Source organism: Ruegeria sp. AM4, assembly GCF_056540665.1.
Map to the genome: position 1 here is coordinate 142,319 of NZ_JBQFXD010000008.1, position 24,981 is coordinate 167,299.

A 24,981-nucleotide genomic window follows, 5' to 3' on the forward strand; every position below is an offset into this window, starting at 1 on the left:
AATCCGAAAGGAATGTCCGATGGACCTGAAGATTGAGAAGATTCACCACGTCGCCTATCGCTGCAAGGACGCGAAGGAAACCGTCGAATGGTATGGCAAGATCCTGAACATGGACTTCATCCTGGCGATTGCTGAAGATCACGTGCCCTCGACCCATGAACCGGACCCTTACATGCATCTGTTTCTGGATGCCGGCATGGGCAATGTTCTGGCCTTTTTCGAGTTGCCGACCAAGCCCGAAATGGGGCGTGATCCCAACACGCCGATCTGGGTGCAGCATATCGCGTTCAAGGTGAAAGACCGCGAAACGCTGGTGGCCTTCAAAGAACATATCGAGGCGCAGGGCGTCGAGGTTCTGGGCGTCACCGACCACTCCATGTTCCATTCGATCTACTTCTTCGACCCGAACGGCCACCGCGTAGAACTCGCCTGCCCGGATCCGGAAGAAGAGGCCATGCTGGCCCGCATGGACGACGTCAAATGGCTGATGCTGGAAGACTGGTCCAAAACCAAACGCGCACCCAAACACGCCGATTGGCTGCACGCAAAAGAACTCAAAAAAGTAAGATCCCGCTCCGGCAACACCCAGCCGGAGCAACCCAACTCCTAACCCAAAATAAACGCGCGGGGTCTGCGATACGAAATTCTCTTTGCGCAAGTATACTGAGGCCAGCACAATCTTAATCTGGCCTCCACATTCGCTATAAAACTCTGGTCCTGCAATTCATGCATAGCAGTTTTTATGACATCCGAAGAACAGGTTACCGAGGTTGAAACCCCAAACAAGGGGTGCCGGTTGAAGATGGCCCCGATGAGTAGCGTCGCGTTATTTGACCTTCAGCGAGCCATCGGGATCGCATTGCTTTCAACTTTTGGGCATTTAATAAACAGTCAGGTTCGCCTAGCGGACCTTTGTGTGGACTATTTTTGTGTTGCAAAAATAATTGGAGCACGCTTTTGGAGGAGATGGCATGAGCTCAGGGGCAGATCAGGAAGCGGCGAAGCCGATCAAGAACATTCTGTTCATCATGTATGATCAGTTGCGGTTCGACTATTTGTCCTGTGCGGGTCATCCGGTTTTGAAGACGCCGAATTTTGACCGGGTTGCGGCGATGGGTGTTCGGTTTACGAATGCCTATGTTCAGTCTCCGATCTGCGGGTCGTCTCGGATGAGCTATTATACGGGCCGGTATCCGTCCAGCCACGGGGCGCAATGGAACGGGTTTCCGATCCGCGTTGGCGAGGTAACGCTTGGTGATCACCTGCGTCAATTGGGGATGGATTGCTGGCTGATCGGCAAGACCCATATGAAAGCGGACAAGGCCGGGATGGAACGCCTTGGTCTGAGCCCCGACAGCGTGATTGGCGCACGTCAGTCGGAATGCGGTTTTGATGCCTGGATCCGGGATGACGGGCTGTGGGCCGAGGGTCCCGACGGGTTTTATGACGAAAAGCGGTCGCCCTATAACGAATACCTGAAATCCAAAGGCTACCCGTCGGAAAACCCCTGGGCGGATTTTGCCAATGCCGGGATTGACGAGGAGGGCGACATAGCCTCGGGCTGGATGTTCAAGAATGCGGACAAACCGGCCAATATCCGCGAAGAAGACAGCGAGACCCCCTGGCTGACGCGCGAGACGATCCGGTTCATCGAGGAAAATGACGGCCCCTGGTGCGCGCATGTGAGTTATATCAAGCCGCACTGGCCCTATGTGGTGCCTGCGCCCTATCACGATATGTATGGCGCGAATGCGATCCCGGCTGCCGCGCGGCACGAGCGCGAGCTGGAGAATACCCAGCCGGTTCTGAAGTCCTTTCAGGGCGCGCGGGTGTCACAGGCGTTCCAGCAGGAGGATGTGCGCGAGAAGGTCATTCCCGCCTATATGGGGCTGATCAAGCAATGTGACGATCAACTGGGCGTGCTTCTGGACCACCTGGAGCAGACGGATCGGTTGAAGGACACGATGATCGTCTTGACCTCGGATCACGGTGATTATCTGGGCGATCACTGGATGGGCGAGAAGGACTTTTTCCACGAGCCTTCGGTCAAGGTGCCGATGATCATCTTTGATCCGCGCCAGGCTGCGGACGGCACGCGGGGCACGGTATGCGATGCGCTGGTTGAATCGCTGGACCTGTCGGCGAGCTTTGTCGAAGCGGCTGGAGGCAAGGTGCCGAGCCATATTATCGAGGGGCGCTCGCTGCTGCCCTGGCTGCATGGTGAGCAGCCCGAATGGCGCGACTATGTGATCAGCGAATACGACTATTCCGCCCGTCCGCAATGTGTCGAGCTTGGGCTCGAGCCCCGCGACGCGCGCCTGTTCATGGTGTTTGACGGGCGCTACAAGCTGATCCACGCCGAGGGTGGATTCCGCCCGATCCTGTTCGATCTGCAGTCCGACCCGGAGGAGTTTGTCGACCTCGGCACATGCGATGACCACTCGGATGTCATCGCGCGCTTGTATGACCATCTCGGCCAGTGGGGCCGTCGGATGTCGCAGCGGGTCACCAAATCGGATGACGACATCAAAGCGATGCGCGGCGGCTCGCTGCGCAAGGGCATACTGGCGTTTCTGGTTGATGGCAGCGAAGTTTCCGACGAGCTTACCGCCAAGTACCGCGGAAAAGCCAAAGCCGACTACGTGTCGGACACGAAAGAGCCGGACTTACAGCAATCCAACGAAAATTAAGCAATACCGTCGGCTTGAAGGGCAATCTAGACTGGATTAGGCTAGTGGACATGTTTAAATAGTCGTTGGCAACGCAATGATTTTCGAGTTCTGGTCAGGAACGTAGAAAATAGGGGGTAGAGATGACTGAAATTAAAGACAGGGAACTGGAACTTGCGCAGTTCTTCCCCTACCAAATTTCAGTTCTTGCATCGCGCATTAGCAGACGACTGTTGGCAGATTACCGGGATGAATTCGACCTGAATGCATCTGAATGGCGGGTCGTCGCACATGTTGCGCGTTGCGACAGAGTCTCTGTTCGTGAAATCCACAATTGCGTTAATTTAGACAAACCAACCGTCAGCCGTGCAGTTAGAAAGCTTGTTTCCTCTGGACTCCTGAACCGCGAGTCCAGCGAAGAAGACAGACGGCTTCTGGAAATATCCCTTACCCCCAGAGGGTTGGAAGTGTACCGAAAGATCTCGGCTATCGCGCTGGACCTTGAAGAAGATCTACTTTCCCCATTTTCGAAACTGGAACTTTTGGGAATCGTTTCTGCTTTCGAAAAGCTTCACCAAAAGCTTGATAAGGATAGCCGCGCCCCCAAGCGATCAGCGTTGGATGTTCTGGATTTTGATTGAGACTTGGCGACGCGCCTGCTCGAGAGCATCAAAAGCGTAGCATTCACTTCAACAGATCGCGTGCATCTGCAGAGGTGAGCGGGCGCGGTTTTTCGCAAGTGGTTGTCATTTCGACCCAGCGCCGACCTTCCCCGGCGTCCAGTATCGACGTCATGACATCAACTGCATGTACGGCCAGATCGATATTGCAGCGGTGGGGCCGCTCTTCGGAAATGGCTTGCACCATGTCTGCCAATCCAGCGGTGCGATAGTTTGCCTGCTGCGTGTCTTCGCCGTGAATTTCGTTCGGAACGCCAAATGGATGCTCTGAGCCAGGCAAAGGATGCAGGTCGCCAGCTTGATCGGAAACCATCACGTCTCCGCCAAAGAAGTTTGGGTCGGGCACCTGCATTGTGCCCTCGGTGCCGTATAGTTCCATATTTGGATGCGTATGAGCGCGGATGTCCCAACTGGCCCCCAAGGTTACGATGGCGCCGTTTTCGAATTCAAGAAGCGCGTGGATATTGGTTGGCGTATTGACCGGGATCTCTTCGCCTTCGCGGGCGCCATTGCCGATTGTACGCGTGGGGAAACTTGCGGCGGTCATGGCGCAGACGGCCTTAACCGGACCGATCAGCTGGATCAGATTGGTGATGTAGTATGGACCGAGATCAAGGATCGGCCCTGCGCCCGGTTGGAAAAAGAAGTCCGGATTGGGGTGCCAATGCTCCATGCCGCGTGACATCACGTGGCAGGTTCCGCCGATCACGCGACCGATCTGGCCGTCATCGATGACCGCGCGCGCTTGCTGGTGCGCACCACCCAGAAACGTGTCCGGTGCCGAGCCCACGCGTAGCCCTTTGCTTTCGGCCAGATCCCGCAGGGCTTTGCCCTGATCCAATGTCAGGACCAGAGGTTTTTCTGAATAGGCGTGCTTTCCAGCCTCGAGAATACGCTTGGTCAGGTCGAAATGGGCCTCGGGGATGGTCAGATTGACGACAACGTCGATGTTGCCCGCGGCCAGCAGGTCATCTACCGCCTCGGCGCGGATATCATACTCGTCGGCCCGGGACTGCGCCGCGCTCATATTGATGTCCGCGACCGCGCGGACTTCCAGCCCTTTGAAAAGGGGCGCAAATTTTAGGTACGTAGTAGAGATGCTGCCGCATCCGATGATGCCGACGCCAAGAGTGCTCATGAAATATCCTCAAAGGGCTTGTACGGTTGCCAGCGAACGCGACGCGAAACGGTGGTGGTCATTGGGGTTGTCGTGTTCGATGACATAACGAGAGACGCCGGCGTCCTGAAGCGCGTCGTGGATCGCGGTCCAGTCCATGACCCCATAACCCACATCGGCCCAACCGTCTTCGTCAACACAATCGCCCTGCGGCGCCAGGTCCTTGATATGGGCCGAATGTATCTGATCGCCGTAGGTTCGGATGAGGTGTACCGGGTCCAACCCGGCGCGCACGACCCAGCCGAGATCAAGCTCGAGTTTCAGATCGGGCGAGGCGCCGGCGATGATGTCCAGAGGCGTTACGCCACCACCCAGATCAACCAGTTCGAAATCGTGATTATGCCAACCGAAGATCAGCCCGGCCTCCTGCAGCGGTTTGCCAGCTGCTACCAGACGTTCGGCAAATACTTCCCAACCGGTGCGATCCGTCGGACGGTCTTTGGCGTCCAGAAATGGTGCGAACACCGCTTCGGCTCCGACAGCCCGGGCAAGATCAATCGCAGCATCCGGGTCGCGTTCAAGGTCGGCGAGGCCGTAGTGCAATGTGGGCATTCTCAGCCCCGCCGTTGCGAGGTCTTCCGTGAGCGAAGGTGCCTGGGCGAACAGGGCACCATATCCTTCGACCTCGTTAAATCCGGTTGCGTAAAGCATGGCGAGCGTGTCCAGCAGCGGCCAGTTTCGCGAACCGTAAAGCTGATATGAAATAGCAGGCATGATATGTCCTTTCATCTGACGCGGGTTACAGTCGCGTCTCAGTCGCGGCATCAAACAGCGAAGCGCGTGAAGTATCGAAACCAATTCGCAGGCGGTCGCCCTCGGCCACGCGGCTAAGCCCGTCCATGCGGAACCTTAGATTGTGTGACCCAAGGGTGGAGTGCACCAGAGTGTCCGAACCCAGTTTCTCGACGATCTGAACTTCGACCTCTGCCTGTGCCGCAGCTGTCTCAACCGCGTCGCCGGTCAGTACATGTTCGGGGCGAATACCGATGACAACAGGTCCGGCTTGGTGGCCTGTTCTTTCGAATTCGTAGCCGTCCAGCGGCAGCGAAAGGTCCTGGGCGGCGAAATGGCCATTGTCGATGCGGCCTTCGATCATGTTCATTGCCGGGCTGCCGATGAAACCTGCGACATAGATGTTCTGGGGCCGGTTGTAGATCTCATCCGGGCTGCCCAACTGCATGATTTTACCGCCCTTCATGATGGCAATCCGGTCCGCAAGGGTCATCGCCTCGACCTGATCATGCGTCACATAGATCATGGTGTTCTTGAGCTGCTGATGCAGGCGTTTGAGTTCAACCCGCAGATCGGTGCGCAGCTTGGCGTCAAGGTTCGAGAGCGGCTCGTCAAACAGGAACACATCGACATCACGCACCAGTGCCCGGCCGATGGCGACGCGCTGACGCTGACCGCCGGACAATGCGCCCGGCTTGCGTTTGAGCAAAGGTTCGATCTGCAATATTTCGGCAGCCCGCGCCACGCGCTTGGCGATCTCATCTCTGGGAACGCGCGCATTCTTGAGGCCGAAGGACAGGTTCCCTTCGACAGTCATCTGCGGGTACAGCGCATAAGACTGGAACACCATGCCGATGCCACGGTCTGAAGGCTCCTTCCAGGTTACGTTCTGACCTTTGATGAAGATCTGCCCGTCGGTCACGTCCAGCAGCCCGGCGATACAGTTCAGCAGGGTGGATTTGCCACACCCGGACGACCCCAGCAGCACCAGAAACTCGCCTTCATGGATGTCGATGTTCAGCTCTTGCAGAACTTTGACTTCGCCAAAGTGCAGGTCCAGATCGCGGACTTCGACGGAATGGGAATGGATGTTCATTGGGTCAACCTTTCACAGCACCGGCGGCGATACCGCGCACAAAGAGTTTGCCGGAGACAAAGTAGATGACGAGAGGGACAAGGCCGGTCAGTAGCGTTGCGGCCATGTTGACGTTGTATTCTTTGATGCCCTGGACCGAGTTCACGATGTTGTTCAGCTGCACCGTCATCGGATAGGTTTCGGGCTTGGTGTAAATCACGCCGAACAGGAAGTCGTTCCAGATGCCGGTGACCTGCAGGATCATCGCGACCACGAAAATCGGGATCGACATGGGCAGCATAACCCGGAAATAGACGCCCCAGAACCCGGCACCGTCGACGCGGGCGGCCTTGAACAGCTCTTCCGGCAGCGAGGTGAAGTAGTTTCGGAACAGCAGGGTCAGGATCGGCATCCCAAACACCGTGTGCACCAGAACCAGTCCCCAGAGCGAACCCATCAACCCGATCTCACGCAGGATGATCACGATGGGATAGAGCATGGTCTGATAGGGAATGAAGGCCCCGATGATCAGGATGGTAAAGAAAACCTCGGACCCTTTGAACCGCCAATTCGCAAGCGCGTAGCCGTTCACGCTGGCAATCGAAATGGACAGGATAAGCGATGGGATCAGGATCTTCACCGAATTTCCGAACCCCCGGCTCAGGCCATCGCAGTTGATGCCCGTGCAGGCCTCTGCCCAGGCTTTTACCCAGGGCTCGAAGGTGATTTCGACAGGTGGCGCAAAGATATTGCCCAGACGGATTTCCGGCATCCCCTTCAGCGAGGTGACGATCATCACGTAAAGCGGCAGCAGGTAGTAAATCGAAACCAGCAGCAAAGTGCCATAGAGGAATATGTTGCGGCGCGAGAGACGCGATTTCGGCTTGCTTCCGCGAGGGCCTTCCAGAATCCGTCCAGCGGTTTGGGATGTCGCATCAACCACGTTTCTTTCCTCCGAATTCCAGGTAAGCCCACGGGACCAGCACGATGATGACCGACAGCAACATCATGGTTGAGGCAGCAAAGCCTTGCGCGAGGTTCTGCGCTTCGAACATGTAGTTGATGACGTATTTGGCGGGGACTTCGGATGCGATGCCCGGGCCGCCATTGGTCTGCGCGACCACAAGATCGTAAAGCTTGATGATTCCGCTGGCGATGATGACCAAGGCGGTCACGAATACAGGGCGCATCATTGGGATGATCACGCGGACATAGGTTTTGGTGATGCCGATGCCGTCGACTCGGGCGGCTTTCCAGATGTCTTCGTCAATGCCGCGCAGACCGGCCAGCATGATGACCATCACAAAGCCCGTACCCTGCCAGAGACCTGCGATCAGGATGCCGAAGATAACGATATCCGGATTGTTGAGCGGGTCGAAAGTAAAGCTTTCCCAACCCATGTTGCGCACAACGCCCTGAATGCCGAAATCGGGGTTCAGGATCCATTGCCAGGCGAGGCCGGTAACGATGAAGGACAGGGCGAAAGGGTATAGAAAGATGGTGCGAAACGCGCCCTCGAACCGGATTTTGCGATCCAGAAGGGCCGCGAGGGTAAAACCCAGGACCATGGTCAGTACCAGCGAGCAGAGACCATAGATCAATAGGTTTTCGACCGAAATGATCCAGCGGTTGCTGTTCCAGAGCCGTTCATATTGATCCAGCCCAACAAAGTCCCACTTTGGCAGCAGGCGAGACTTGGTGAAGGAATGTGCGACTGTCCACGCCGTGCCGCCGACAAACACCACCAGTGCCGTGAGGATCATCGGGATCGAGGCGAATTTGGCGCTTAGGTTGCGAAACAGCTGTTTTGGACGGCGTACCGGGTTGTCGGATACGCGTGCGGTATCTGCAAGTGTCATAGGAAACCCCGTTAAGGGTCGGGGCGCGGGGGGAGAGGCGCGCCCCGACATGTCAGGCTCAGTCGGCAGACGCGATAATCGACGCGTACCGGGCCTGTGCATCTTCGGCGGTCATGTCCGAAGCCCAGAACTCGGCCATCAGATCCTTGATCTGGGTCTGAGTGTCAGCGGACAGGGTTTGGTCCGCATTGGGCAACACGCCGCCCGCTGCCAGGATCGCAAGGCCCTTCTGCATACAGTCATTTGCGGTCGACAGATCAATGTCACCACGGACAGGCAGCGAACCTTTTGCCAGGTTGAAGGCGACCTGTGCCTCTTTTGAGATCAGGATCGAGGCCATCTCAAGCTGCGCGGCCTTGACATCAGGGTCGTCTACGACGGGGAAATAGAATGCGTCGCCACCGGTGTCGATGACCTGGTTTAAGCCCAGACCTGGCAGGCAGGTGTAGTCTTCGCCGGCCACTTGACCAGCTACGGCAAACTCACCCTGAGCCCAGTCGCCCATGATCTGTCCACCTGCTTTGCCGGTGATCACCATGTTGGTGGCTAGATTCCAGTCCTGCACGTTGCTGTTGCGCGCCAGTTCGCGGGCATCAGCCGAAGCCTGGAACACCTTGGCATATTCCGGTCCGCCAGCTACGTCGGCATCCTTTTCGACGACAACTTTGCTCCAGGTGTCGATCCCGACCACGCTGATGGACAATGCGCCGAACGCGATCGCCTGCTGCCAGCCTTGTTGCCCCTGTGCCATCGGCACCAATCCGGCTTCTTCCAGCTTGGGTGCGGCGGCGACGAATTCGAACCAGTCCTTTGGCACGTCAATACCGGCCTTCTCAAAGGCGTCGTGGCTGAGCCACAGCCATTGGGTCGAGTGAATGTTTACCGGAACGCAGTAAATACGCCCCTCGTAGGTGCAGCCCTCTAGCAGGGACGAAGGATAAACGAAGTCTTTCCAACCCTCGGCCTCGGCCAGATCGGTGAGGTCGGTCATCAGGCCTGCTTCGATCAGTTCTTCCGCCTGACGGCCATGGTTCAGCTGCGTCGCTGCCATTGGATCACCGCCCAGGATGCGACTGATGATGATTGGACGCGCCGTACCGCCGGATCCGGCGATCGCGCCGTCCACCCAGTTATGCGCCGTCTTTTCGTTTACGGCCTTGGCGAATTCCGAAACTGCAACCGCTTCACCTCCGGATGTCCACCAATGTGTCACCTCTAGATCGGCAGCACTCAGCGCGCTAGCGCTAACAATTGCTGCTGTGGTTGCCAGAGCGGCTTTGGTCTTCATAGCGTTTTCCTCCCAACTAAATCGTTGTAGATTTTTCTATAACGTTTTAGATTGTACTTGCAACAGTTTTCTTTCTGGATAGATTTGACGCCATCAGATACCGCCCTGCAGTTCTGATCGGCCTCAGCAAAGCGAAGGTGAAAACGATGAAAAATAAAAGCCCTGCGCCCAGATCAAGCTCTCGGAAGCCGACTCTCAAGACCATTTCGGAAGTGAGTGGAATGGCGGTTCCCACTGTTTCGCGCGCGTTGGCGGATGCGCCTGATATCAGCGAATCAACAAAGAAAAGGATTCGTCAGATCGCCAAAGAACTCGGTTATGTCCCGAATCGCGCTGGCGTTGGTCTGAGGACCGGACGCACGAATGTGATCTCACTGGTGATGTCGACCGAACGCGAAATGATGAATGTCACGGCGCGCCTGTTGTCGTCGATCGGGGTGTCCCTTCGCGAGACCCCTTACCATCTGAACGTGATTCCGATCCTGCCCGATGATGATCCAATGGAGTCGGTGCGCTATATCGTCGAAAACCAGACGGCCGATGGCATTATCTTCAATCAGGTCCGGACCGAGGACCCGCGCGCAAGATACCTTATGGACCGCAAGTTTCCCTTTGCCACCCATGGTCGTACCAAATGGGCCGGACAGCATGCCTATTACGATTTCGATAATTTCACCTATGCCCGGCTGGGGGTTGATGAACTTGTTCGCAAGGGACGTCGGAATCTTGTGCTGGTCGCTCCTCCGCTTGACCAGAACTACGCGCTCGAGATGGTGAACGGGGCGAAGGCGGCTGCAGAAAAGCAGGGTGTGAACCTGCATGTTGCACAACAGGTGCACAGCGATGCGACCACATTCGAAACCCGTGAATGGGCAACGCGAAAGATGGCCGCGGACCCCAAGTTAGACGGGTTCATCTGCGCCTCGACCAACGCGACCATGGCGGTTGTGGCTGGAATGGAAAGCCTGGATTTCCGGGTTGGGGGCGACTTCGACATCGTGTCGAAAGAGGCCATACCCATGCTGCAATTCGTGCGCCCGGAAATCATCGTCATTCACGAAAATGTCGATACCACGGGCGCGTTTCTGGCAAAGGCCACCATACAGGCAATCCAGAACCCCGAAATTTCACCCATGCAATGTCTGGAAGTGCCCGACCGAAGCGCGCTTCACAGTCTTTGACGTCCGACAATCAAGGAGACCAATTTGGGCACTCAGATCAAAGGGCCAGCTTTGTTTCTGGCGCAATTCGCGGCGGATGACGCGCCGTACAACTCACTTGCTGAAATCGCATCCTGGGCCGCTGGGCTTGGGTACAAAGGGGTGCAAATACCTACCTTTGACGCGCGCCTGTTTGACCTGGGCAAGGCCGCTGACAGCCAGACCTATTGCGATGAAGTCAAAGGCATCTGCGCGGATGCCGGGGTCGAGATCACCGAACTGTCGACCCATCTGCAAGGCCAATTGGTCGCGGTAAACCCAGCCTATGACGCAGCATTTGATGCCTTTGCGCCGGAAGACTGCCGCGGCAACCCGGCCAAGCGTCAAGCATGGGCGGTGGATCAGATGAAGAAAGCCGCGATTGCCAGCGAACGGCTGGGCCTCAAGCATACGGTCAGTTTCACCGGCTCTCTGGCGTTCCCGTTTCTATACCCGTGGCCGCAGCGGCCCGACGGGCTGATCGAGGAAGCCTTTGCCGAGCTCGGCCGCCGGTGGATCCCGATCCTGAACCACTATTCCGATCACGGGCAGGATATCGGGTTCGAAATCCATCCGGGTGAGGACGTGTTCGATGGCGCAACATTCGAGATGTTCGTCGATGCCTGTGACGGTCACGAGGCGGCGATGATCAACTACGATCCCAGCCACTTTCTGTTGCAGCAGTTGGATTGCCTGGCGTTCATCGATCTTTACCATGACCGTATCAACGCGTTTCATGTCAAAGACGCCGAGTTTAATCCGGACGGGCGGCAAGGTGTGTACTCTGGCTATCAGGGATGGATGAACCGCGCGGGCCGGTTCCGGTCGCTTGGCGACGGCCAGGTGGATTTTGCCGGGATCTTTTCGAAACTGACCCAATACGGCTTTGACAGCTGGGCGGTTCTGGAATGGGAATGCTGCATCAAATCCCCCGAACAAGGCGCGGCCGAGGGCGCGCCATTCATTAAAAAACACCTGATCGAGGTCACGCAGAAAGCCTTTGACGACTTTGCCGGTGGCGAGCGGGATGAGGTAATGATCAAGGGAATGCTGGGGCTATGACACGTTTGAAACTGGGCATGGTTGGTGGCGGGCAAGGGGCCTTTATCGGTGCCGTGCACCGGATTGCGTCCCGTATCGACGGGCGGTTTGAACTGGTTGCCGGGGCGCTGTCCTCGGATCCAGATCGAGCGGCGGCCAGTGCAGCGGAACTTGGGATCGCGTCGGGCCGGTCTTATGCCTCTTACGAGGATATGGCGAAGGCCGAGGCGGTGCGCCCAGATGGGATTGACGCGGTTGCCATCGTGACCCCCAACCACATGCATGCTGGTCCCAGCGCAGCGTTCCTGAATGCAGGGATCCACGTGATTTGCGATAAACCTCTTGCTGCCAGCAGCGAGGAAGCTGATGCGATCAAGGCTGCCGTCGAAACCAGCAAAGCCCGGTTCTTTCTGACCCACAACTACACGGGTTACCCGTTGATCCGGCAGGCCCGCGCCTTGGTTGAGCGCGGTGATCTGGGACAAATCAGGTTGGTACAGGCGGAATATGCGCAGGACTGGTTGACCGAACCGCTGGAACAGGACGGGCACAAGCAGGCCGGTTGGCGCACCGATCCAACGAAGTCCGGCGCTGGTGCTATCGGCGACATCGGCACCCATGCGTTCAATCTGGCCAATTTTGTTACCGGGCTGAAAGTTCAGGCGCTGTCTGCGGATTTGCAGAGCTTTGGCGCTGGCCGACAGGTGGACGACAACGCACATATTCTGCTGCGCTACGAAGGCGGCGCGCGGGGAATGCTTTGGGCCAGTCAGGTGGCGGTGGGCTGCGAAAACGGTCTGCGCCTGCGCATCTATGGTGACAAAGGTGGGCTTGAATGGGCACAGGAGAACCCCAACCACATGACCTTCACGCGCTTTGGCGAACCGAAACAGATCCTGACCAGGGGTGGGGCTGGAACCGGCCCGGACTGGACCCGCATCCCGCCAGGGCATCCCGAAGGGTATTTGGAAGGTTTTGCAACGCTCTACAATGACATCGCCGACGTTATTTCCTTGGGCGCTGATAATGCGCTGATCCCGAATTTGCAGGACGGTCTGGACGGGATGTGGTATATCGCAGCGGCCCAATCCTCGGCTGCCAAAGACGGCGCATGGGTGGGGCGGTGACATGACCAAGCTGCGCTCGCGTGAGTGGTTCAACAATCCCGATGATCCCGAGATGACGGCGCTCTATCTTGAGCGCTATTTGAACTACGGCCTGACGATGGAAGAGCTTCAGTCAGACAAACCTATCATCGGTATTGCCCAGACCGGAAGCGATCTGAGCCCGTGCAATCGACATCATCTGACACTGGCCAGCCGCGTGCGCGACGGGATCAGGGATGCAGGTGGAATACCGATGGAGTTTCCCGTCCACCCGATTCAAGAGACCGGGCGGCGCCCCACCGCGATGCTGGACCGAAACCTGGCCTATCTGGGCCTTGTCGAAACCTTGCACGGCTATCCGATTGATGGCGTGGTGCTGACGATTGGGTGCGACAAGACTACACCAGCCCTGTTGATGGCGGCGGCGGCGGTGAACATTCCTGCGATTGCACTTTCAGTCGGTCCGATGCTGAACGGCTGGCATAACGGGGAACGCGCCGGCTCCGGGTCGGTCATCTGGCAAGCCCGCCAACTACTGGCGGCCGGAAAGATTGATGCGCAACAGTTCATGGATCTCGCCGCCTCGAGCGCACCTTCGGTCGGCTATTGCAATACGATGGGGACGGCCAGCACGCTAAATTCTCTGGCCGAAGTTCTGGGGATGCAACTGCCCGGTTCTGCGACGATCCCCGCCCCTTATCGCGAGAGAGGGCAAATCAGCTACGCAACCGGACGACGGTGCGTCGAGATGGTGCGCGAGAACCTGCGCCCGTCTGACATCATGACACGTGCTTCGTTCGAAAACGCGATCGCAATCTGCTCTGCCCTCGGGGGGTCGACCAACGCACCGATACACCTGAACGCAATCGCCGCGCATCTTGGCATCACGCTGAGCAACGCGGATTGGGAACGCGTCGGCTATAACGTCCCTCTGCTGGTCAACCTGCAACCGGCCGGGTCATACCTAAGCGAGGATTTTCACCGTGCGGGTGGTGTTCCTGCATTGGTGGGGCAAATGTTGTCGGACGGCGCGATACCGCACCCGGAGACGCTGTGCGCAAATGGTCAAAGCCTGCGGCAGATCTATGAGGGCTGCAAGCCAACCAACCCCGATGTGATCCGCCATCGTGACATGGCGCTTGTCGATCGCGCCGGATTTCTGAATCTGTCCGGCAACCTGTTTGACAGCGCGATCCTGAAAACCTCGGTCATTTCCGACGCGTTTCGGGACCGGTATTTGTCTAACCCGGACGATCCCAACGCCTTTGAAGGTCGCGCGATTGTCTTTGACGGTCCCGAGGATTTTCATGCGCGGATCGATAATCCGGATCTGGGTATTACACCAGCTGACATTCTGGTTATGCGCGGGGCGGGTCCCAAAGCCTATCCCGGTGCGGCGGAAGTTGTGAACATGCGTCCGCCGTCGTACCTGATCAAACAAGGGATACACGCCCTTCCATGTATCGGGGACGGCCGCCAATCTGGCACGTCCGGATCAGCGTCAATCCTGAATGCATCCCCCGAGGCGGCGGATGGCGGCGGATTGGCAATATTGCAAAGCGGAGACCGCTTGCGGATCGACCTGAACGCACGCAGCGCAGATATTTTGATTTCGGATCAGGAATACAGCGCACGCGTGACCGCAATTGAAGATGCGGGCGGTTATCCAGTCCCCGTCAGTCAGACGCCCTGGCAGGAAATGTTTCGCAAAGCGGTCGGCCCATTGTCCGAGGGCATGCTGCTGAAGGGTGCTGCTGAGTATCAGAACATTGCCGCGAAGGGAGTCCCCCGAGACAACCATTGATCATCTGGGGCTGTCTGTTTGACAGCCCCGATCTGCCAGGGAACAAGCTCTGCTCGGTCAATCCAGGTGAAACACTTCCTCCATGGAGGCCCACCATTCGCCCTCGGCCCGGGTTGTCAGCGGGTCCTGCATCGGTCCGCAGACTTTCCACCAGTCTTGCGTGACCGGATCGGCAGCAATCGCCGCGCTGTCGGCGTCAAAATCTGTGCCTGAATATTCCCAATAGCTGAACATCAGGTTTTCTGGCTCGCGCAGAAAGATCGAGTAGTTTGTGATGTTCGATGCCTTCAAGCGTGCCAACACGTCTGGCCAGACATCTGCGTGCAGGCGTTTGTATTCTGCCATGTGTTCGGGCCGCAGGCCGATCACCTTACCCATTCTCTGTACCATGTTGTCAGTCCTTGTCGTTTGGGATGATTGCGCCGGGCTTCCCAACCACCTTTCGCGCGGTCATGTGACCGGCGACCATACAGGCCTCAGTCGGCTGGCCTTGCATCAGCGCGGCCAGATATCCACCGTTGAAACTGTCGCCTGCCGCGGTTGTGTCGATCACCTTTTCCGCGCGCGGAAAGGCGCTTGTGACCGCGATCGACGGGTCCAAGGGCGCTGGGCCTTTGTCCGAGCGTTTGAGGGCACCGTGGCGCAGGCCAAGGCTGCGCAGCCGCGTCAGCACTGCGGCCTCATCGGCGTCGCCGAACAAGTCCATTTCATCGTCGACCGAGGGCAGAGCGATATCCGTTAGCGACCAGGCGCGGGTCACGATTTGGCGTGCTGTTTCGATGTCTTCCCAAAGGGCGGGGCGGTAATTGCTGTCAAAACAAAGCCGCAGCTTCCCGGCATCGCGAAGCGCAGCGATCCGGCCCAACAAGGCATCGCGCTGTTGCTGGGCCAGAATGGCCAGTGAAATGCCAGAAAGGCATAGAATACCAGCCCGCTCCAACACGTTCAGCTCAGCCGGGTCGGAAAACATCGCGCGCGCTGCGGACTGATTGCGCCAATAGAAAAAGCTGCGTTCGCCGTGTGCGTCGGTCTTGACCGCATACAACCCGATGTTGCGGTTCGGATCGCGTCGCATCAATCTTGTGTCAATTTGCTCATGCGCGGCCAGATCCAACGCGCTTTGGGACAGTGGGTCCAGCCCAACGCGCGTCAGGTAGGATACCTGGCCTGCATCCTGAAGTGCGCGTTTGCAATACACGGCTGCATTGAACGTGTCGCCGGCGAAACCCACAGCGTAACCAGTGGCATCGCTGCGCAATTCGCCCATTACCTCGCCTGCAAATACGATCTGATTGTTCATCTTACTGAGCCCATTCGATTTTACCTCTGGCGTGCACCCATATTCTTAGCAGATTCATTTCTTTCCTCGGCTTGAGTGTCAAACAGAACATCGCAAAGACTTGACATTTTGTACGTAATAATAAAATACGAAATTAAAGATCGGAGACCGCGATGTCAATCACACCCATCCTGCAATTTGGCACCAGTCGCTTTCTTCAGGCGCATGCGGATTTGTTCATATCCGAGGCCCTGAAAACGGGCCAGGCTTTGGGGCAGATCTGCGTGGTGCAATCGTCGGGCGATCCGGCACGGGTGCGCCGGTTGGCAGCGCTGGCCGCGCCCGAGGGCTATCCGGTACGGGTTCAGGGTATCGCTGGCGGGGCTGAACAACGGTATGAAATCCGCGCTTCGGCCATAGCGCGCACCTTGTCCACCGCAACCGATCAGCAAGAGGTCGAACGCGTGTTTGTCGAAGAGGCTGAAATCGTCCTGTCCAACACCGGTGACGCGGGTTGGGTGCCGCTGCCTGACGACAACCTAAGCCATTTTGCGCAAACCATGTCTTACCCCGCCAAGCTGACCCATTTACTGCGCGCGCGGTTTCGGGCCGGTGGCCGACCAATCCAAATCATGCCGACCGAACTGGTGGCCCGAAATGGCGATACCCTGCGTGAGCGGGTTCTCGAATTGGCGCGCCCGTTGGATATGGAATTCGCTGACTGGATTGTAGGCGAGGTGCGCTTTGTGAACGCGCTGGTTGATCGTATCGTATCGGAACCATTGGACCCCGCAGGGGCCGTGGCCGAACCCTACGCCCTGTGGGCGATCGAGGATTGCGATGGCCTGATCCTGCCCGCGCAGCACGCGGCAATTCAGGTGGTTCCCGATCTTGATCCGATAGAGAAACAAAAGCTGTTCATTTTGAATCTGGGCCATAGCTATCTGGTAGACGGCTGGTTGAAACGCCGCCCGCAGGGGGCTGAACTGGTGCGAGAGGTCATGCAGGACGCCACCGTACGCGCCGATCTTGAAACGCTCTATAAGCAAGAGGTTCTTCCTGGTTTCGAGGCCGCAGGTCTGGGCGATCAGGCGCGGGAATACTTCCGAACCACGATTGACCGGTTCAGCAACCCGTTTCTGGATCACCGGCTGGAAGATATCGCTCAGAACCATGACGAAAAGAAAGCGCGCCGGATCGGTGCCTTTATCGAGTGGGCCCAAGGGCAGGGCTGTACCGCCGACATGCCCCGCCTGACCGCCGCCGCAGGGCGCGGATGACCTGCCAAGAAAGGATCAATGATGAAGATCAATCGAGTTGGGCAAACCAACGTTCATGCGACAGAGCTGTCATTTGGCTGTGCAAGCGTCGGGAACCTGTACCGCGAAATCAGCGATGCCGAGGCGACGCAGGTTCTGCAATGCGCTTGGGGCAACGGAATTCGGTACTTCGATACCGCGCCACATTATGGCAGGGGCCTGTCAGAGAAGCGGTTGGGGAAATTTTTGCAAGGACGGTTGCGCTCGGACTACGTGATATCGACAAAGGTCGGCCGGGTGCTGACCCCCGGCAACCCGATGGCCGAGGCTAACGGGTTTATCAACCCGCTGCCGAATGACGTGCACTACGATTATTCGGGTGACGGGATCGAGGCCTCATTCGAGCAGAGCTGCGAAAGATTGGGGACCTCATATATTGACATCGTCTTTGTCCACGACATCGGCACCTATACCCACAAAGACGGGAACCCGCCGCATTTTGACGACCTGATGGACAGCGGCATCGACCGGTTGCGTGCCTTGAAACAGGCGGGTCGAATTGGGGCATATGGTTTGGGCGTCAACGAGACACAAGTCTGCCTCGACGTGATGCGCGACGCGCCGATCGACGTGATCCTGCTGGCAGGTCGTCTGACCCTGCTGGATCGACAGGGCGAGGACGAGCTTGTCGGGCTGTGCCGCGAACAGCAGACCAGTTTGGTTCTGGGTGGGATTTTCAATTCGGGCATTCTAGCGACGGGCCCGGTTGAGGGGGCGCATTTTGACTATAAACCGGCCTCGGATGAAATCATGGCCAAGGTTACGGCATTGCAGGCCCGGGCAGACGCCGTTGGTGTGCCTCTTGCAACGGCGGCATTGCAGTTTGCGCTGCGTCACCCCGCAGCGGCGTCGGTTCTTCTGGGAACGGCCAAGGCATCGTCACTGACCCGTAATCTGGATGCGCTCAAGACCGCCTGGCCAGAGGACGCCGATCAGATTTTCGATCCGGTCTGACGGCGCGTTAGGCCAGGTCATGTGCGCTGAGCGAGGCCAGCAAGGTCTGCTTAGAGGTGGCCAGATGATCTCTGGCTGCTGCCATCGCCTGTGCTTCGTCACGGGCGAGCAAGGCGTCGATCAGACGTAAATGTTCGGTGATGGCGGCTGCGTTGCGTTCGCGTTCGTCTTTCTTGTCCCATTGATAATGGTAGTGAAAGATAAGCGAGATCACGCGCTGGAATTCGGCGGCAAAGCGGTTCTTAACCACGCCGCCCAACGTGGCGTGGAACTTTTCGTCCAGCATCGAGAAGTCGTGAAAGCGTGTGTCGATCTGTTCGCGCAGATCCAGATGATCGCGCCGGAGCGATTTGAGCTGCCCCCAAATCTCGGCATTTTCAGGCATCGACAACAACTTTGCGATGGCGTTCAGTTCCAGCATCGCACGGAAGTCGGACAGTTCGACCGCATAATCGGTCGTAAAGCCCAGCAGTTCCCAACCGCTGCGCTTGCGCCGCTGTACCAGACCGAAACGGCTGAGCGAGGCCAGAAACTCTTGCAGCACATGCTGCTGAACATTCCAGTTGCGGGCCAGTTCGGTCACATTCAATGGTGTGCCAGGGGCAACGTCGAAACGCAGGATCCAATCCAGAAACTGTTGTTCCATTTCTTCCGGCGACATGGTTTCCTGTCGGGTGGCCAGACGGTCATTTTGCAGCGGTGCGCGTAGCAAAGTTTTTGATCGCCCCTCCCATCGGATAATACCCTCGTTGTCCATTCGCGTCAGAGCAGACCGAACCACGGTTCTGCTGACCTCGAGCGTTGCGGCAAGATTGGTTTCCGAGGGCAACATGTCGCCAGACTCCAACGTGTCGCACACATCCAGCAGGACGTTGTAAGCCTCTCGAAATCGGTCGTCAGTTCGCGCCACGTCAGGGAGCCTCCTACTAAGATGTTATTATTGTTGTCGATTTTTATTTTTGTCGTCAATAATAAAAAACAATTGACAATTTGGCTCGCCACTGGTGAACTGATTTAAATAATTAAAAACCAAATCGCGCCACCGATCGCGATCACTGTTGGAGATCAGAATGGGCCTGTCACTTGCCGAAATGCGAAGCAAGGGAAAGCAGCTGAACATCTCGGCCGAGATGTTCCACAAGCTGTCCGCTTTTCTGACGTTGCTGATCCTGATCATTGTCTTCGCGTTCGGCAATTCGGCGTTCCTGTCCGTAAATAACGGTTTGACCGTATTGCTGCAAACATCGGTGATCGGACTGCTGGGCATCGGCATGACGCTGGTGATCATCACCGGCGGCATTGATCTGAGTGTCGGTTCAGTGCTGGCTTTGTCCGGCACAGTGACCGGAATGCTGGTCAAGTCCGGGATGCCAGTGGTTCCGGCGATGCTGGTTGGTATTCTTGTGGGCGCGGCCTGCGGGCTGGTCAACGGGTTGGTCATCACCAAGATGCGGATCACCCCTTTTGTCGCGACGCTGGGCATGATGCTGATCGCGCGCGGCATCGCGTTGCAACTTACCGGTGCGGCCCCGATCTCGCGTCTGGGCGAAGCCTTTGGTGTTCTGGGTAACGGGGCCTTGTTTCGCATTGTCGAAGAAGGGGCCAACGGGTTTCCGCGCGTGATCTTCCCAGGCATTCCCTATCCAGCAATCCTGTTGGTCGTAGTGGCGCTGGCAGGCGGCTATCTGCTGCGCCGCCGCCGTCTGGGCCGCCACATCTATGCCACCGGGTCGAACGAAGAGGCCGCGCGACTGGCTGGCGTTGAGGTCGACCGCACCAAGATCACCGCCTATGCACTATCCGGCGCGCTGGCTGGTCTGGCGGGCATTGTGTTGATGTCGCGGCTGGTCACGGCACAGCCCAACGAAGGCGTAATGTACGAACTGGACGCCATCGCGGCGGCGGTCATAGGTGGCGCGTCCCTGATGGGTGGTGTCGGCAACATCTCGGGCACGATGCTGGGCGCATTCATCATCGGTGTGCTGCGCAACGGGCTCAACATGGCCGGGGTCTCGGCCTTTATCCAACAAATCATCATCGGCTGCGTCGTCATTCTGGCGGTCTACGTGGACCAACTACGCAACCGACGCTGACAGAACTCGAACTCAGTCTTCATAGGGAGGATACAATGAAACTGACGCTCAAGGCCGCATTGGCGGCAACCACCATCGCCATGATCCCAGCGGCCAGTATCGCCGGAGAGATCGCGGTGATCGTAAAGACCACCAACTCGAACTTCTGGCAAAACGTCAACAAGGGCGCTGCTGCAGGCATGGAAGGCCAAAGCGAACATACATTCTCGTTTAACGGCCCTGCGGCGGAATCTGCCATCGCCGATCAGGTGAACCTTGTTGAAAACGCTATCAATCGCGGCGTCGCGGGTATCGTTCTGGCCCCCTCGGACCCTGACGCGCTGACCCCCGCCGTTAAACGTGCCTACGAGGCGGGCATCCCGGTCGTCATCATCGACTCGGGCCTTTCCGAGGACGCTGAAGGCACCTATCAGGCCTTCTTGTCGACCGACAACTGCGCGGCGGGCAAGATGATTGCAAGCCAGATGATCGACAAGGTTGGCAAGGACGGCAAAGTTGCCGTGATGTCCTATGTCGCGGGTGTGGGCTCCGAGATTGGTCGCGTCGGCTGTTTCGTTGAGGAACTGGGTGCGAATTCGAACCTCGAAGTGGTCGGACCGTTCTATTCGCAATCGCAAATGGCGACCGCGCTGAACCAGACCACCGATATTTTGGCGGCCAATGACGATCTGGTCGGCATTTTCGGTGCCAATGAACCCACCGCCATCGGCATGGGTCGTGCGCTGGAACAAGCGGGCAAGGCTGGGCAATTGGCGGCCTTTGGCTTTGACGGCAATGGCGACTTGCAGGATTTTGTTCGCAGCGGCACGCTGGAGGCCACCGCTGTTCAAGGCTCGTTCCAGATGGGCGAACTGGGCGTCAAGGCGGTCATGGACATCCTCGCGGGTGACAAGGTCGACGGTTATATCGACACTGGTGTCGTGCTTGTAACCAAGGACAATATCGACGCGCCCGAAGCGCAGAACGTTCTGTACTAAACTCCCAAGTCAGTCGGCCCTCTGCTCGGGGCCGGCTGTTTTCTTCTTTTTCGGAGCCTGACATGCCCCAGCCCGCCACCGGTCAAACGCCATTGGTCGAGATGATCAATATTGAAAAACACTTTGGTGGCGTGCGCGCCGTCAATGGTGTTTCTGCCGACCTGTATCCGGGTGAAGTGGTTGGCGTGCTGGGCCATAATGGCGCAGGAAAGTCTTGCCTGATGCGCATTCTCTCGGGTGCGATGGATCCAAATGGCGGGCAGATCCGTGTACGCGGCAAGGACGCCGATATCACTTCTCCCCATGATGCGCGCGATCTGGGTATCGAGACGATCTACCAGACGCTGGCTCTGGCCGATCATCTGGACGCGCCATCGAATCTGTTTCTCGGGCGCGAGCTGAAAACCCGTTTCGGCAATCTCGACGACAAACGGATGCTGGAAGAAGCGCGCAAGGTTCTGCATACGCTGAACCCGAATTTCACCAACTTGACCGACCCGGTATCCAGCCTGTCTGGTGGCCAACGCCAGGTCATTGCCATCGCCCGCGCGATCTATTTCGACGTCAAGATTCTGATCATGGATGAACCGACGGCGGCGCTTGGCCCGTCAGAGACCGCGATGGTTGCGGATCTGATCCGCAAACTCAAGGCGCAGGGGATCGGGATCTTTCTGGTCAGTCATGACATGCATGACGTGTTCGAACTGTGCGACCGGATCATGGTGATGAACAAGGGCCGCAACGTTGGATCGCACCCGATCGAAGAGGTTTCGAAAGACGACGTGCTGAGCCTGATCATCAAGGGCGATCTGCCGGACAACTGGACGCCGCGCAATCTGGAGTTGGCATAATGAAAGATATGCAGACCAGCGGCACCTGTGTTGCGCCTGGCCAGTTCGAACTGCGCAGCTATCCCCGTCCGGAAACCGCGCCCGAAGGCTGGGTTCTGGTCGACATCTGTGCCGTTGGCATCTGCGGGACCGACTACCATATCTATGAGGGCAAGCACCCCTTTCTGAATTACCCGCGCGTGATCGGGCATGAGCTGTCAGCGCGTACCTGCTCGGATCTGCCGCGTCTGCCAGCCGGGTCTCTGGTCGTGATCAACCCCTATGTCTCGTGCGGCGAATGCCGGGCCTGTCACAAGGGCAAACCCAATTGCTGCACAAATATCGAGGTGCTGGGCGTCCACCGGGACGGGGGCCTGTGTTCCCGTATCGCGGTTCCGGTCGCAAACCTGTATCCGGCTCACGGCCTGACCGAGGTTCAGGCTGCAATGGTCGAGTTTCTTGCTATCGGGGCACATGCTGTGAACCGGTCGGACATAGCGCAGGGCGACCGCGTCCTTGTGACCGGAGCCGGGCCGATCGGACTGGGTGCCGCGCTGTTCGCGCGATTGGCCGCGGCCGAGGTGCATCTGCTGGACCTCAGTGCCGCGCGTTTGAACCAGGCGCGCGACAAATTCGGGTTTCATGACCTGCACCAGCCTGGCGACGATATTCTGAGCGGTGCTCTGACCGATGGGTTTGACATCATCTTTGACGCAACGGGCAACGCACGTGCGATCGAAGACGGGTTCGAATTGCTGGCTCATGGCAGCAGCTATGTTCTGATCAGTGTGGTCAAGGATGACATCACCTTTGAGGATGCCGAATTTCACAAGCGTGAAAGCCGGATCATCGGCAGTCGGAACGCCCTGAAATCAGATTTCGATCAGGTGATGCGCGCGATGCGCGACGGTCTGATCGACACGGATGCGTTGTGTTCGGAAGCAGTGGCTTTGAAAGACCTTCCGAACCGCTTCAAAGCCCTGGCCGAAGACCGAGAAGGTCTGATCAAGGCGGTTGCCCTCCCGTAATCCTTACGATTGCACAACGTATGAAAACGCCCGGTCCTTTCGGATCGGGCGTTCTTTTTTGTCTGGCGCTTGCGGACAGGGTTCAGTGCAGAACCTGCCCGCTTTCCTTGCAGAACAAATGGGCTTTGGATGCGTCCGGCACCAGCCAGATCGTATCACCGGGTTCATAAGACACCCGATCGCGCAGGGCTGCGACCAACTCGGTGCCGTTGACGGAACAGATCACATGGGTTTCCGACCCTGTCGGTTCGACCACCATGACCTCGGCGGCGATGCCCTCGCCTTCGCGACCCAGATGCAGGTGTTCGGGGCGAATGCCGTATTCAACAGCCCGTTCGGAAGCCAGGTTGTGGGATACGGTAACGGCTTGACCGTTTTCTAGAACAAGCGAGGCGTCGTCTTGCGCAACAGCGGGCAGCAGATTCATCGACGGCGAGCCAATGAATGTCGCCACAAACCGATTGGTCGGGTTGTCATAAAGATCAAGCGGGGACCCGACCTGAGAAACATTTCCACCCTCCAGCACAACGATCTTGTCTGCCATGGTCATCGCCTCGATCTGGTCGTGCGTGACATAGACGATGGTCGATTTCAGCTTTTGATGCAGCGCTTTGATTTCGGTTCGCATCTTGACGCGCAGCTTGGCATCGAGGTTGGACAGCGGCTCGTCAAACAAGAACACCGAAGGGTCGCGAACGATGGCACGGCCCATGGCTACGCGCTGCCGCTGACCGCCGGACAATTGTCGCGGATACCGGTCAAGCAAGTGTGTCAGGTCCAGAATATCGGCAGCTTCGCGGACCTTTTCGTCTATCTCATCCTTGCTGATCTTGGACAGCCGCAGGGCAAATCCCATATTCTCGGCCACGGTCATATGCGGATACAGGGCATAGTTCTGGAACACCATCGCGATGCCCCGTTCCTTGGGGCGCAGATCATTGACCACCTCGCCATCAATGGCAATTTCGCCATCCGAGATGTTCTCGAGCCCTGCGATCATGCGCAGCAGAGTGGATTTACCGCACCCTGACGGACCGACCAGAACGACAAACTCGCCGTCCTGAATATCAACGTCGATCCCGTGCAATACTTGCACATTGCCGTATTTCTTGACGGCGGATGAGATTGCAATGTCTGACATACCTATTGTCCTTGTAGGGCGCGGTTCATGGCGGTGTGGATGTGGCGCGCCAAAGTGGCGGCTGCACCTTCGGCATCCCCAGCCTTGCACAGTTCCAGAATTTCGAGATGTTCGGCCAGCGCCGTAAGGGCGCGGTCGGGTGAAAACCGGTTGCTGACCTTGATCAGTCGCAGCCGAGTGGCGTTGATCTGATAGGTCTCGTCCAGAAGATCGTTGTTCAGGCTGGCGATGATGCGGTCATGCATGTCCCAGTCCACTTCGACTGCCCGCTCCAGCGTGTCCGGATTCGGTGTTGCGCGCGATTCCTCAAGCACCGTCTGAGTTGCGCTCAGCAACATGTCGATCTCGACCGAAAAGCCGCCTCTGGCAAAGTTACGAACGCCCTGCAGCTCCAATGCTTCGCGCAGCCCATATGCCTCGCGGATGAACTTTGTGGTGACATCTGCAACCTGAATGCCGCGCTGGGGGTGAACCTTCAGCAACGCTTCGTGTTCCAGTTTCTGGATCGCCTCGCGGGCGGTCCCGATGGGTACACCCGCCAGTTGAGCCAGTTCTTTCTGGGTGACGAACTGGCCGGGCTGCAATTCACCGGTCAAAAGCCGGTCGCGAAATTGTTGATATGCGGAAGCTCGGGTCATGTGGTCCTGACTGTTACGCTCATCACTTTGCGGCCGGAATCGGCCGCGAATGTCACCCCGTTAGGGGCGGGGTTTTTTCAATCCTACGCATT

The 24,981-nt window shown here is 57.6% G+C and carries 24 protein-coding genes; 13 read left to right on the forward strand and 11 right to left on the reverse strand.

Annotated elements, in window-relative coordinates:
• The first annotated feature begins 25 nt into the window (after positions 1-25).
• From ACR0JA_RS15720 to ACR0JA_RS15730, 3 genes are all read left to right on the forward strand, one after another.
• Positions 26-610, forward strand: a complete 585-nt coding sequence (locus tag ACR0JA_RS15720; RefSeq protein ID WP_480576926.1) for a VOC family protein — start codon at positions 26-28, stop codon at positions 608-610.
• Between the two features lie 361 nt (positions 611-971).
• A complete protein-coding gene (locus ACR0JA_RS15725) occupies positions 972-2,690 on the forward strand; it encodes a sulfatase-like hydrolase/transferase (RefSeq protein ID WP_480576759.1) in 1,719 nt (572 codons plus the stop codon).
• A 122-nt stretch (positions 2,691-2,812) separates the two neighbouring features.
• On the forward strand, positions 2,813-3,310 hold the full coding sequence (locus ACR0JA_RS15730; RefSeq protein WP_480576762.1) for a MarR family winged helix-turn-helix transcriptional regulator: 498 nt from the start codon (positions 2,813-2,815) through the stop codon (positions 3,308-3,310).
• A gap of 43 nt (positions 3,311-3,353) precedes the next feature.
• On the opposite strand, the gene ACR0JA_RS15735 is transcribed toward ACR0JA_RS15730, so the two are convergent.
• Genes ACR0JA_RS15735 through ACR0JA_RS15760 form a run of 6 tightly spaced genes read right to left on the reverse strand, consistent with a single transcriptional unit; the run spans position 3,354 to position 9,480 of the window.
• Positions 3,354-4,487 carry a Gfo/Idh/MocA family protein gene (locus tag ACR0JA_RS15735; RefSeq protein ID WP_480576765.1) on the reverse strand — a complete coding sequence of 378 codons (1,134 nt, stop codon included), beginning with the start codon at positions 4,485-4,487 and terminating at the stop codon, positions 3,354-3,356.
• Between the two features lie 9 nt (positions 4,488-4,496).
• The gene (locus tag ACR0JA_RS15740; protein ID WP_480576768.1) at positions 4,497-5,240 is read right to left on the reverse strand and encodes a sugar phosphate isomerase/epimerase family protein; all 744 of its coding nucleotides are present in this window, start codon (positions 5,238-5,240) and stop codon (positions 4,497-4,499) included.
• Positions 5,241-5,265: 25 nt separating this feature from the next.
• The gene (locus ACR0JA_RS15745; RefSeq protein WP_480576770.1) at positions 5,266-6,354 is read right to left on the reverse strand and encodes an ABC transporter ATP-binding protein; all 1,089 of its coding nucleotides are present in this window, start codon (positions 6,352-6,354) and stop codon (positions 5,266-5,268) included.
• Between the two features lie 4 nt (positions 6,355-6,358).
• Entirely contained in the window at positions 6,359-7,276 is a 918-nt protein-coding gene (locus ACR0JA_RS15750; protein ID WP_170780559.1) for a carbohydrate ABC transporter permease, read from the reverse strand.
• On the reverse strand, positions 7,269-8,192 hold the full coding sequence (locus tag ACR0JA_RS15755; RefSeq protein WP_480576774.1) for a carbohydrate ABC transporter permease: 924 nt from the start codon (positions 8,190-8,192) through the stop codon (positions 7,269-7,271). The genes ACR0JA_RS15750 and ACR0JA_RS15755 overlap by 8 nt, the downstream gene beginning before the upstream one ends.
• A gap of 58 nt (positions 8,193-8,250) precedes the next feature.
• Complete coding sequence (locus tag ACR0JA_RS15760) at positions 8,251-9,480, reverse strand: ABC transporter substrate-binding protein (protein ID WP_480576777.1); 1,230 nt, start codon at positions 9,478-9,480, stop codon at positions 8,251-8,253.
• 146 nt (positions 9,481-9,626) lie between these two features.
• Here ACR0JA_RS15760 and ACR0JA_RS15765 point away from each other — a divergent pair, with 146 nt between their 5' ends.
• From ACR0JA_RS15765 to ACR0JA_RS15780, 4 genes are read left to right on the forward strand one after another with little or no spacing between them, the layout of a single operon-like run.
• Positions 9,627-10,661: a LacI family transcriptional regulator gene (locus ACR0JA_RS15765; RefSeq protein WP_480576781.1), complete on the forward strand. Its 1,035-nt coding sequence runs from the start codon at positions 9,627-9,629 to the stop codon at positions 10,659-10,661.
• A gap of 24 nt (positions 10,662-10,685) precedes the next feature.
• On the forward strand, positions 10,686-11,741 hold the full coding sequence (locus tag ACR0JA_RS15770) for a sugar phosphate isomerase/epimerase family protein (RefSeq protein WP_480576784.1): 1,056 nt from the start codon (positions 10,686-10,688) through the stop codon (positions 11,739-11,741).
• Positions 11,738-12,847, forward strand: a complete 1,110-nt coding sequence (locus ACR0JA_RS15775) for a Gfo/Idh/MocA family protein (RefSeq protein ID WP_480576787.1) — start codon at positions 11,738-11,740, stop codon at positions 12,845-12,847. Before ACR0JA_RS15770 ends, ACR0JA_RS15775 begins: the two co-directional genes overlap by 4 nt.
• A gap of 1 nt (position 12,848) precedes the next feature.
• Positions 12,849-14,630: an IlvD/Edd family dehydratase gene (locus ACR0JA_RS15780; RefSeq protein WP_480576790.1), complete on the forward strand. Its 1,782-nt coding sequence runs from the start codon at positions 12,849-12,851 to the stop codon at positions 14,628-14,630.
• A gap of 57 nt (positions 14,631-14,687) precedes the next feature.
• Here ACR0JA_RS15780 and ACR0JA_RS15785 read toward each other — a convergent pair whose 3' ends face one another.
• Together ACR0JA_RS15785 and ACR0JA_RS15790 are read right to left on the reverse strand one after the other, a co-directional pair.
• Positions 14,688-15,020 (reverse strand): L-rhamnose mutarotase, encoded by a 333-nt coding sequence (locus ACR0JA_RS15785; RefSeq protein WP_480576794.1) that lies wholly within the window; start codon positions 15,018-15,020, stop codon positions 14,688-14,690.
• Between the two features lie 4 nt (positions 15,021-15,024).
• The gene (locus ACR0JA_RS15790; protein ID WP_480576797.1) at positions 15,025-15,930 is read right to left on the reverse strand and encodes a sugar kinase; all 906 of its coding nucleotides are present in this window, start codon (positions 15,928-15,930) and stop codon (positions 15,025-15,027) included.
• 152 nt (positions 15,931-16,082) lie between these two features.
• On the opposite strand from ACR0JA_RS15790, the gene ACR0JA_RS15795 reads away from it, so the two are divergent.
• Together ACR0JA_RS15795 and ACR0JA_RS15800 are read left to right on the forward strand one after the other, a co-directional pair.
• Positions 16,083-17,189, forward strand: a complete 1,107-nt coding sequence (locus tag ACR0JA_RS15795) for a mannitol dehydrogenase family protein (RefSeq protein ID WP_480576800.1) — start codon at positions 16,083-16,085, stop codon at positions 17,187-17,189.
• A 21-nt stretch (positions 17,190-17,210) separates the two neighbouring features.
• Positions 17,211-18,182 (forward strand): aldo/keto reductase, encoded by a 972-nt coding sequence (locus tag ACR0JA_RS15800; protein ID WP_480576803.1) that lies wholly within the window; start codon positions 17,211-17,213, stop codon positions 18,180-18,182.
• A 7-nt stretch (positions 18,183-18,189) separates the two neighbouring features.
• On the opposite strand, the gene ACR0JA_RS15805 is transcribed toward ACR0JA_RS15800, so the two are convergent.
• Entirely contained in the window at positions 18,190-19,092 is a 903-nt protein-coding gene (locus ACR0JA_RS15805; protein ID WP_480576806.1) for a GntR family transcriptional regulator, read from the reverse strand.
• Between the two features lie 160 nt (positions 19,093-19,252).
• Between ACR0JA_RS15805 and ACR0JA_RS15810 the strand changes: the two genes are divergently transcribed.
• From ACR0JA_RS15810 to ACR0JA_RS15825, 4 genes are all read left to right on the forward strand, one after another.
• A complete protein-coding gene (locus tag ACR0JA_RS15810) occupies positions 19,253-20,275 on the forward strand; it encodes an ABC transporter permease (RefSeq protein WP_480576809.1) in 1,023 nt (340 codons plus the stop codon).
• Between the two features lie 35 nt (positions 20,276-20,310).
• Positions 20,311-21,252 carry a substrate-binding domain-containing protein gene (locus ACR0JA_RS15815; RefSeq protein ID WP_480576812.1) on the forward strand — a complete coding sequence of 314 codons (942 nt, stop codon included), beginning with the start codon at positions 20,311-20,313 and terminating at the stop codon, positions 21,250-21,252.
• Between the two features lie 62 nt (positions 21,253-21,314).
• Positions 21,315-22,103 carry an ATP-binding cassette domain-containing protein gene (locus tag ACR0JA_RS15820; protein ID WP_480576815.1) on the forward strand — a complete coding sequence of 263 codons (789 nt, stop codon included), beginning with the start codon at positions 21,315-21,317 and terminating at the stop codon, positions 22,101-22,103.
• On the forward strand, positions 22,103-23,110 hold the full coding sequence (locus ACR0JA_RS15825; protein WP_480576818.1) for a zinc-binding alcohol dehydrogenase family protein: 1,008 nt from the start codon (positions 22,103-22,105) through the stop codon (positions 23,108-23,110). The genes ACR0JA_RS15820 and ACR0JA_RS15825 overlap by 1 nt, the downstream gene beginning before the upstream one ends.
• A gap of 82 nt (positions 23,111-23,192) precedes the next feature.
• Here the strand turns inward: ACR0JA_RS15825 and ACR0JA_RS15830 are convergent, their stop codons facing one another.
• Positions 23,193-24,251 (reverse strand): ABC transporter ATP-binding protein, encoded by a 1,059-nt coding sequence (locus ACR0JA_RS15830; RefSeq protein ID WP_480576821.1) that lies wholly within the window; start codon positions 24,249-24,251, stop codon positions 23,193-23,195.
• Positions 24,252-24,253: 2 nt separating this feature from the next.
• Positions 24,254-24,889, reverse strand: a complete 636-nt coding sequence (locus ACR0JA_RS15835; RefSeq protein ID WP_480576824.1) for a GntR family transcriptional regulator — start codon at positions 24,887-24,889, stop codon at positions 24,254-24,256.
• Between the last annotated feature and the right edge of the window lie 92 nt (positions 24,890-24,981).

Excerpts from the sequence above, each read along its gene's own strand:
- ACR0JA_RS15825 (WP_480576818.1), top strand. The coding sequence starts at position 22,103 with ATGAAAGATATGCAGACCAGCGGCACCTGTGTTGCGCCTGGCCAGTTC.
- ACR0JA_RS15785 (WP_480576794.1), bottom strand. The coding sequence starts at position 15,020 with ATGGTACAGAGAATGGGTAAGGTGATCGGCCTGCGGCCCGAACACATG.
- ACR0JA_RS15830 (WP_480576821.1), bottom strand. The coding sequence starts at position 24,251 with ATGTCAGACATTGCAATCTCATCCGCCGTCAAGAAATACGGCAATGTG.
- ACR0JA_RS15735 (WP_480576765.1), bottom strand. The coding sequence starts at position 4,487 with ATGAGCACTCTTGGCGTCGGCATCATCGGATGCGGCAGCATCTCTACT.
- ACR0JA_RS15790 (WP_480576797.1), bottom strand. The coding sequence starts at position 15,930 with ATGAACAATCAGATCGTATTTGCAGGCGAGGTAATGGGCGAATTGCGC.
- ACR0JA_RS15810 (WP_480576809.1), top strand. The coding sequence starts at position 19,253 with ATGGGCCTGTCACTTGCCGAAATGCGAAGCAAGGGAAAGCAGCTGAAC.
- ACR0JA_RS15755 (WP_480576774.1), bottom strand. The coding sequence starts at position 8,192 with ATGACACTTGCAGATACCGCACGCGTATCCGACAACCCGGTACGCCGT.
- ACR0JA_RS15745 (WP_480576770.1), bottom strand. The coding sequence starts at position 6,354 with ATGAACATCCATTCCCATTCCGTCGAAGTCCGCGATCTGGACCTGCAC.
- ACR0JA_RS15800 (WP_480576803.1), top strand. The coding sequence starts at position 17,211 with ATGAAGATCAATCGAGTTGGGCAAACCAACGTTCATGCGACAGAGCTG.
- ACR0JA_RS15835 (WP_480576824.1), bottom strand. The coding sequence starts at position 24,889 with ATGACCCGAGCTTCCGCATATCAACAATTTCGCGACCGGCTTTTGACC.
- ACR0JA_RS15760 (WP_480576777.1), bottom strand. The coding sequence starts at position 9,480 with ATGAAGACCAAAGCCGCTCTGGCAACCACAGCAGCAATTGTTAGCGCT.
- ACR0JA_RS15795 (WP_480576800.1), top strand. The coding sequence starts at position 16,083 with ATGTCAATCACACCCATCCTGCAATTTGGCACCAGTCGCTTTCTTCAG.
- ACR0JA_RS15765 (WP_480576781.1), top strand. The coding sequence starts at position 9,627 with ATGAAAAATAAAAGCCCTGCGCCCAGATCAAGCTCTCGGAAGCCGACT.
- ACR0JA_RS15740 (WP_480576768.1), bottom strand. The coding sequence starts at position 5,240 with ATGCCTGCTATTTCATATCAGCTTTACGGTTCGCGAAACTGGCCGCTG.
- ACR0JA_RS15820 (WP_480576815.1), top strand. The coding sequence starts at position 21,315 with ATGCCCCAGCCCGCCACCGGTCAAACGCCATTGGTCGAGATGATCAAT.
- ACR0JA_RS15730 (WP_480576762.1), top strand. The coding sequence starts at position 2,813 with ATGACTGAAATTAAAGACAGGGAACTGGAACTTGCGCAGTTCTTCCCC.
- ACR0JA_RS15780 (WP_480576790.1), top strand. The coding sequence starts at position 12,849 with ATGACCAAGCTGCGCTCGCGTGAGTGGTTCAACAATCCCGATGATCCC.
- ACR0JA_RS15725 (WP_480576759.1), top strand. The coding sequence starts at position 972 with ATGAGCTCAGGGGCAGATCAGGAAGCGGCGAAGCCGATCAAGAACATT.
- ACR0JA_RS15775 (WP_480576787.1), top strand. The coding sequence starts at position 11,738 with ATGACACGTTTGAAACTGGGCATGGTTGGTGGCGGGCAAGGGGCCTTT.
- ACR0JA_RS15815 (WP_480576812.1), top strand. The coding sequence starts at position 20,311 with ATGAAACTGACGCTCAAGGCCGCATTGGCGGCAACCACCATCGCCATG.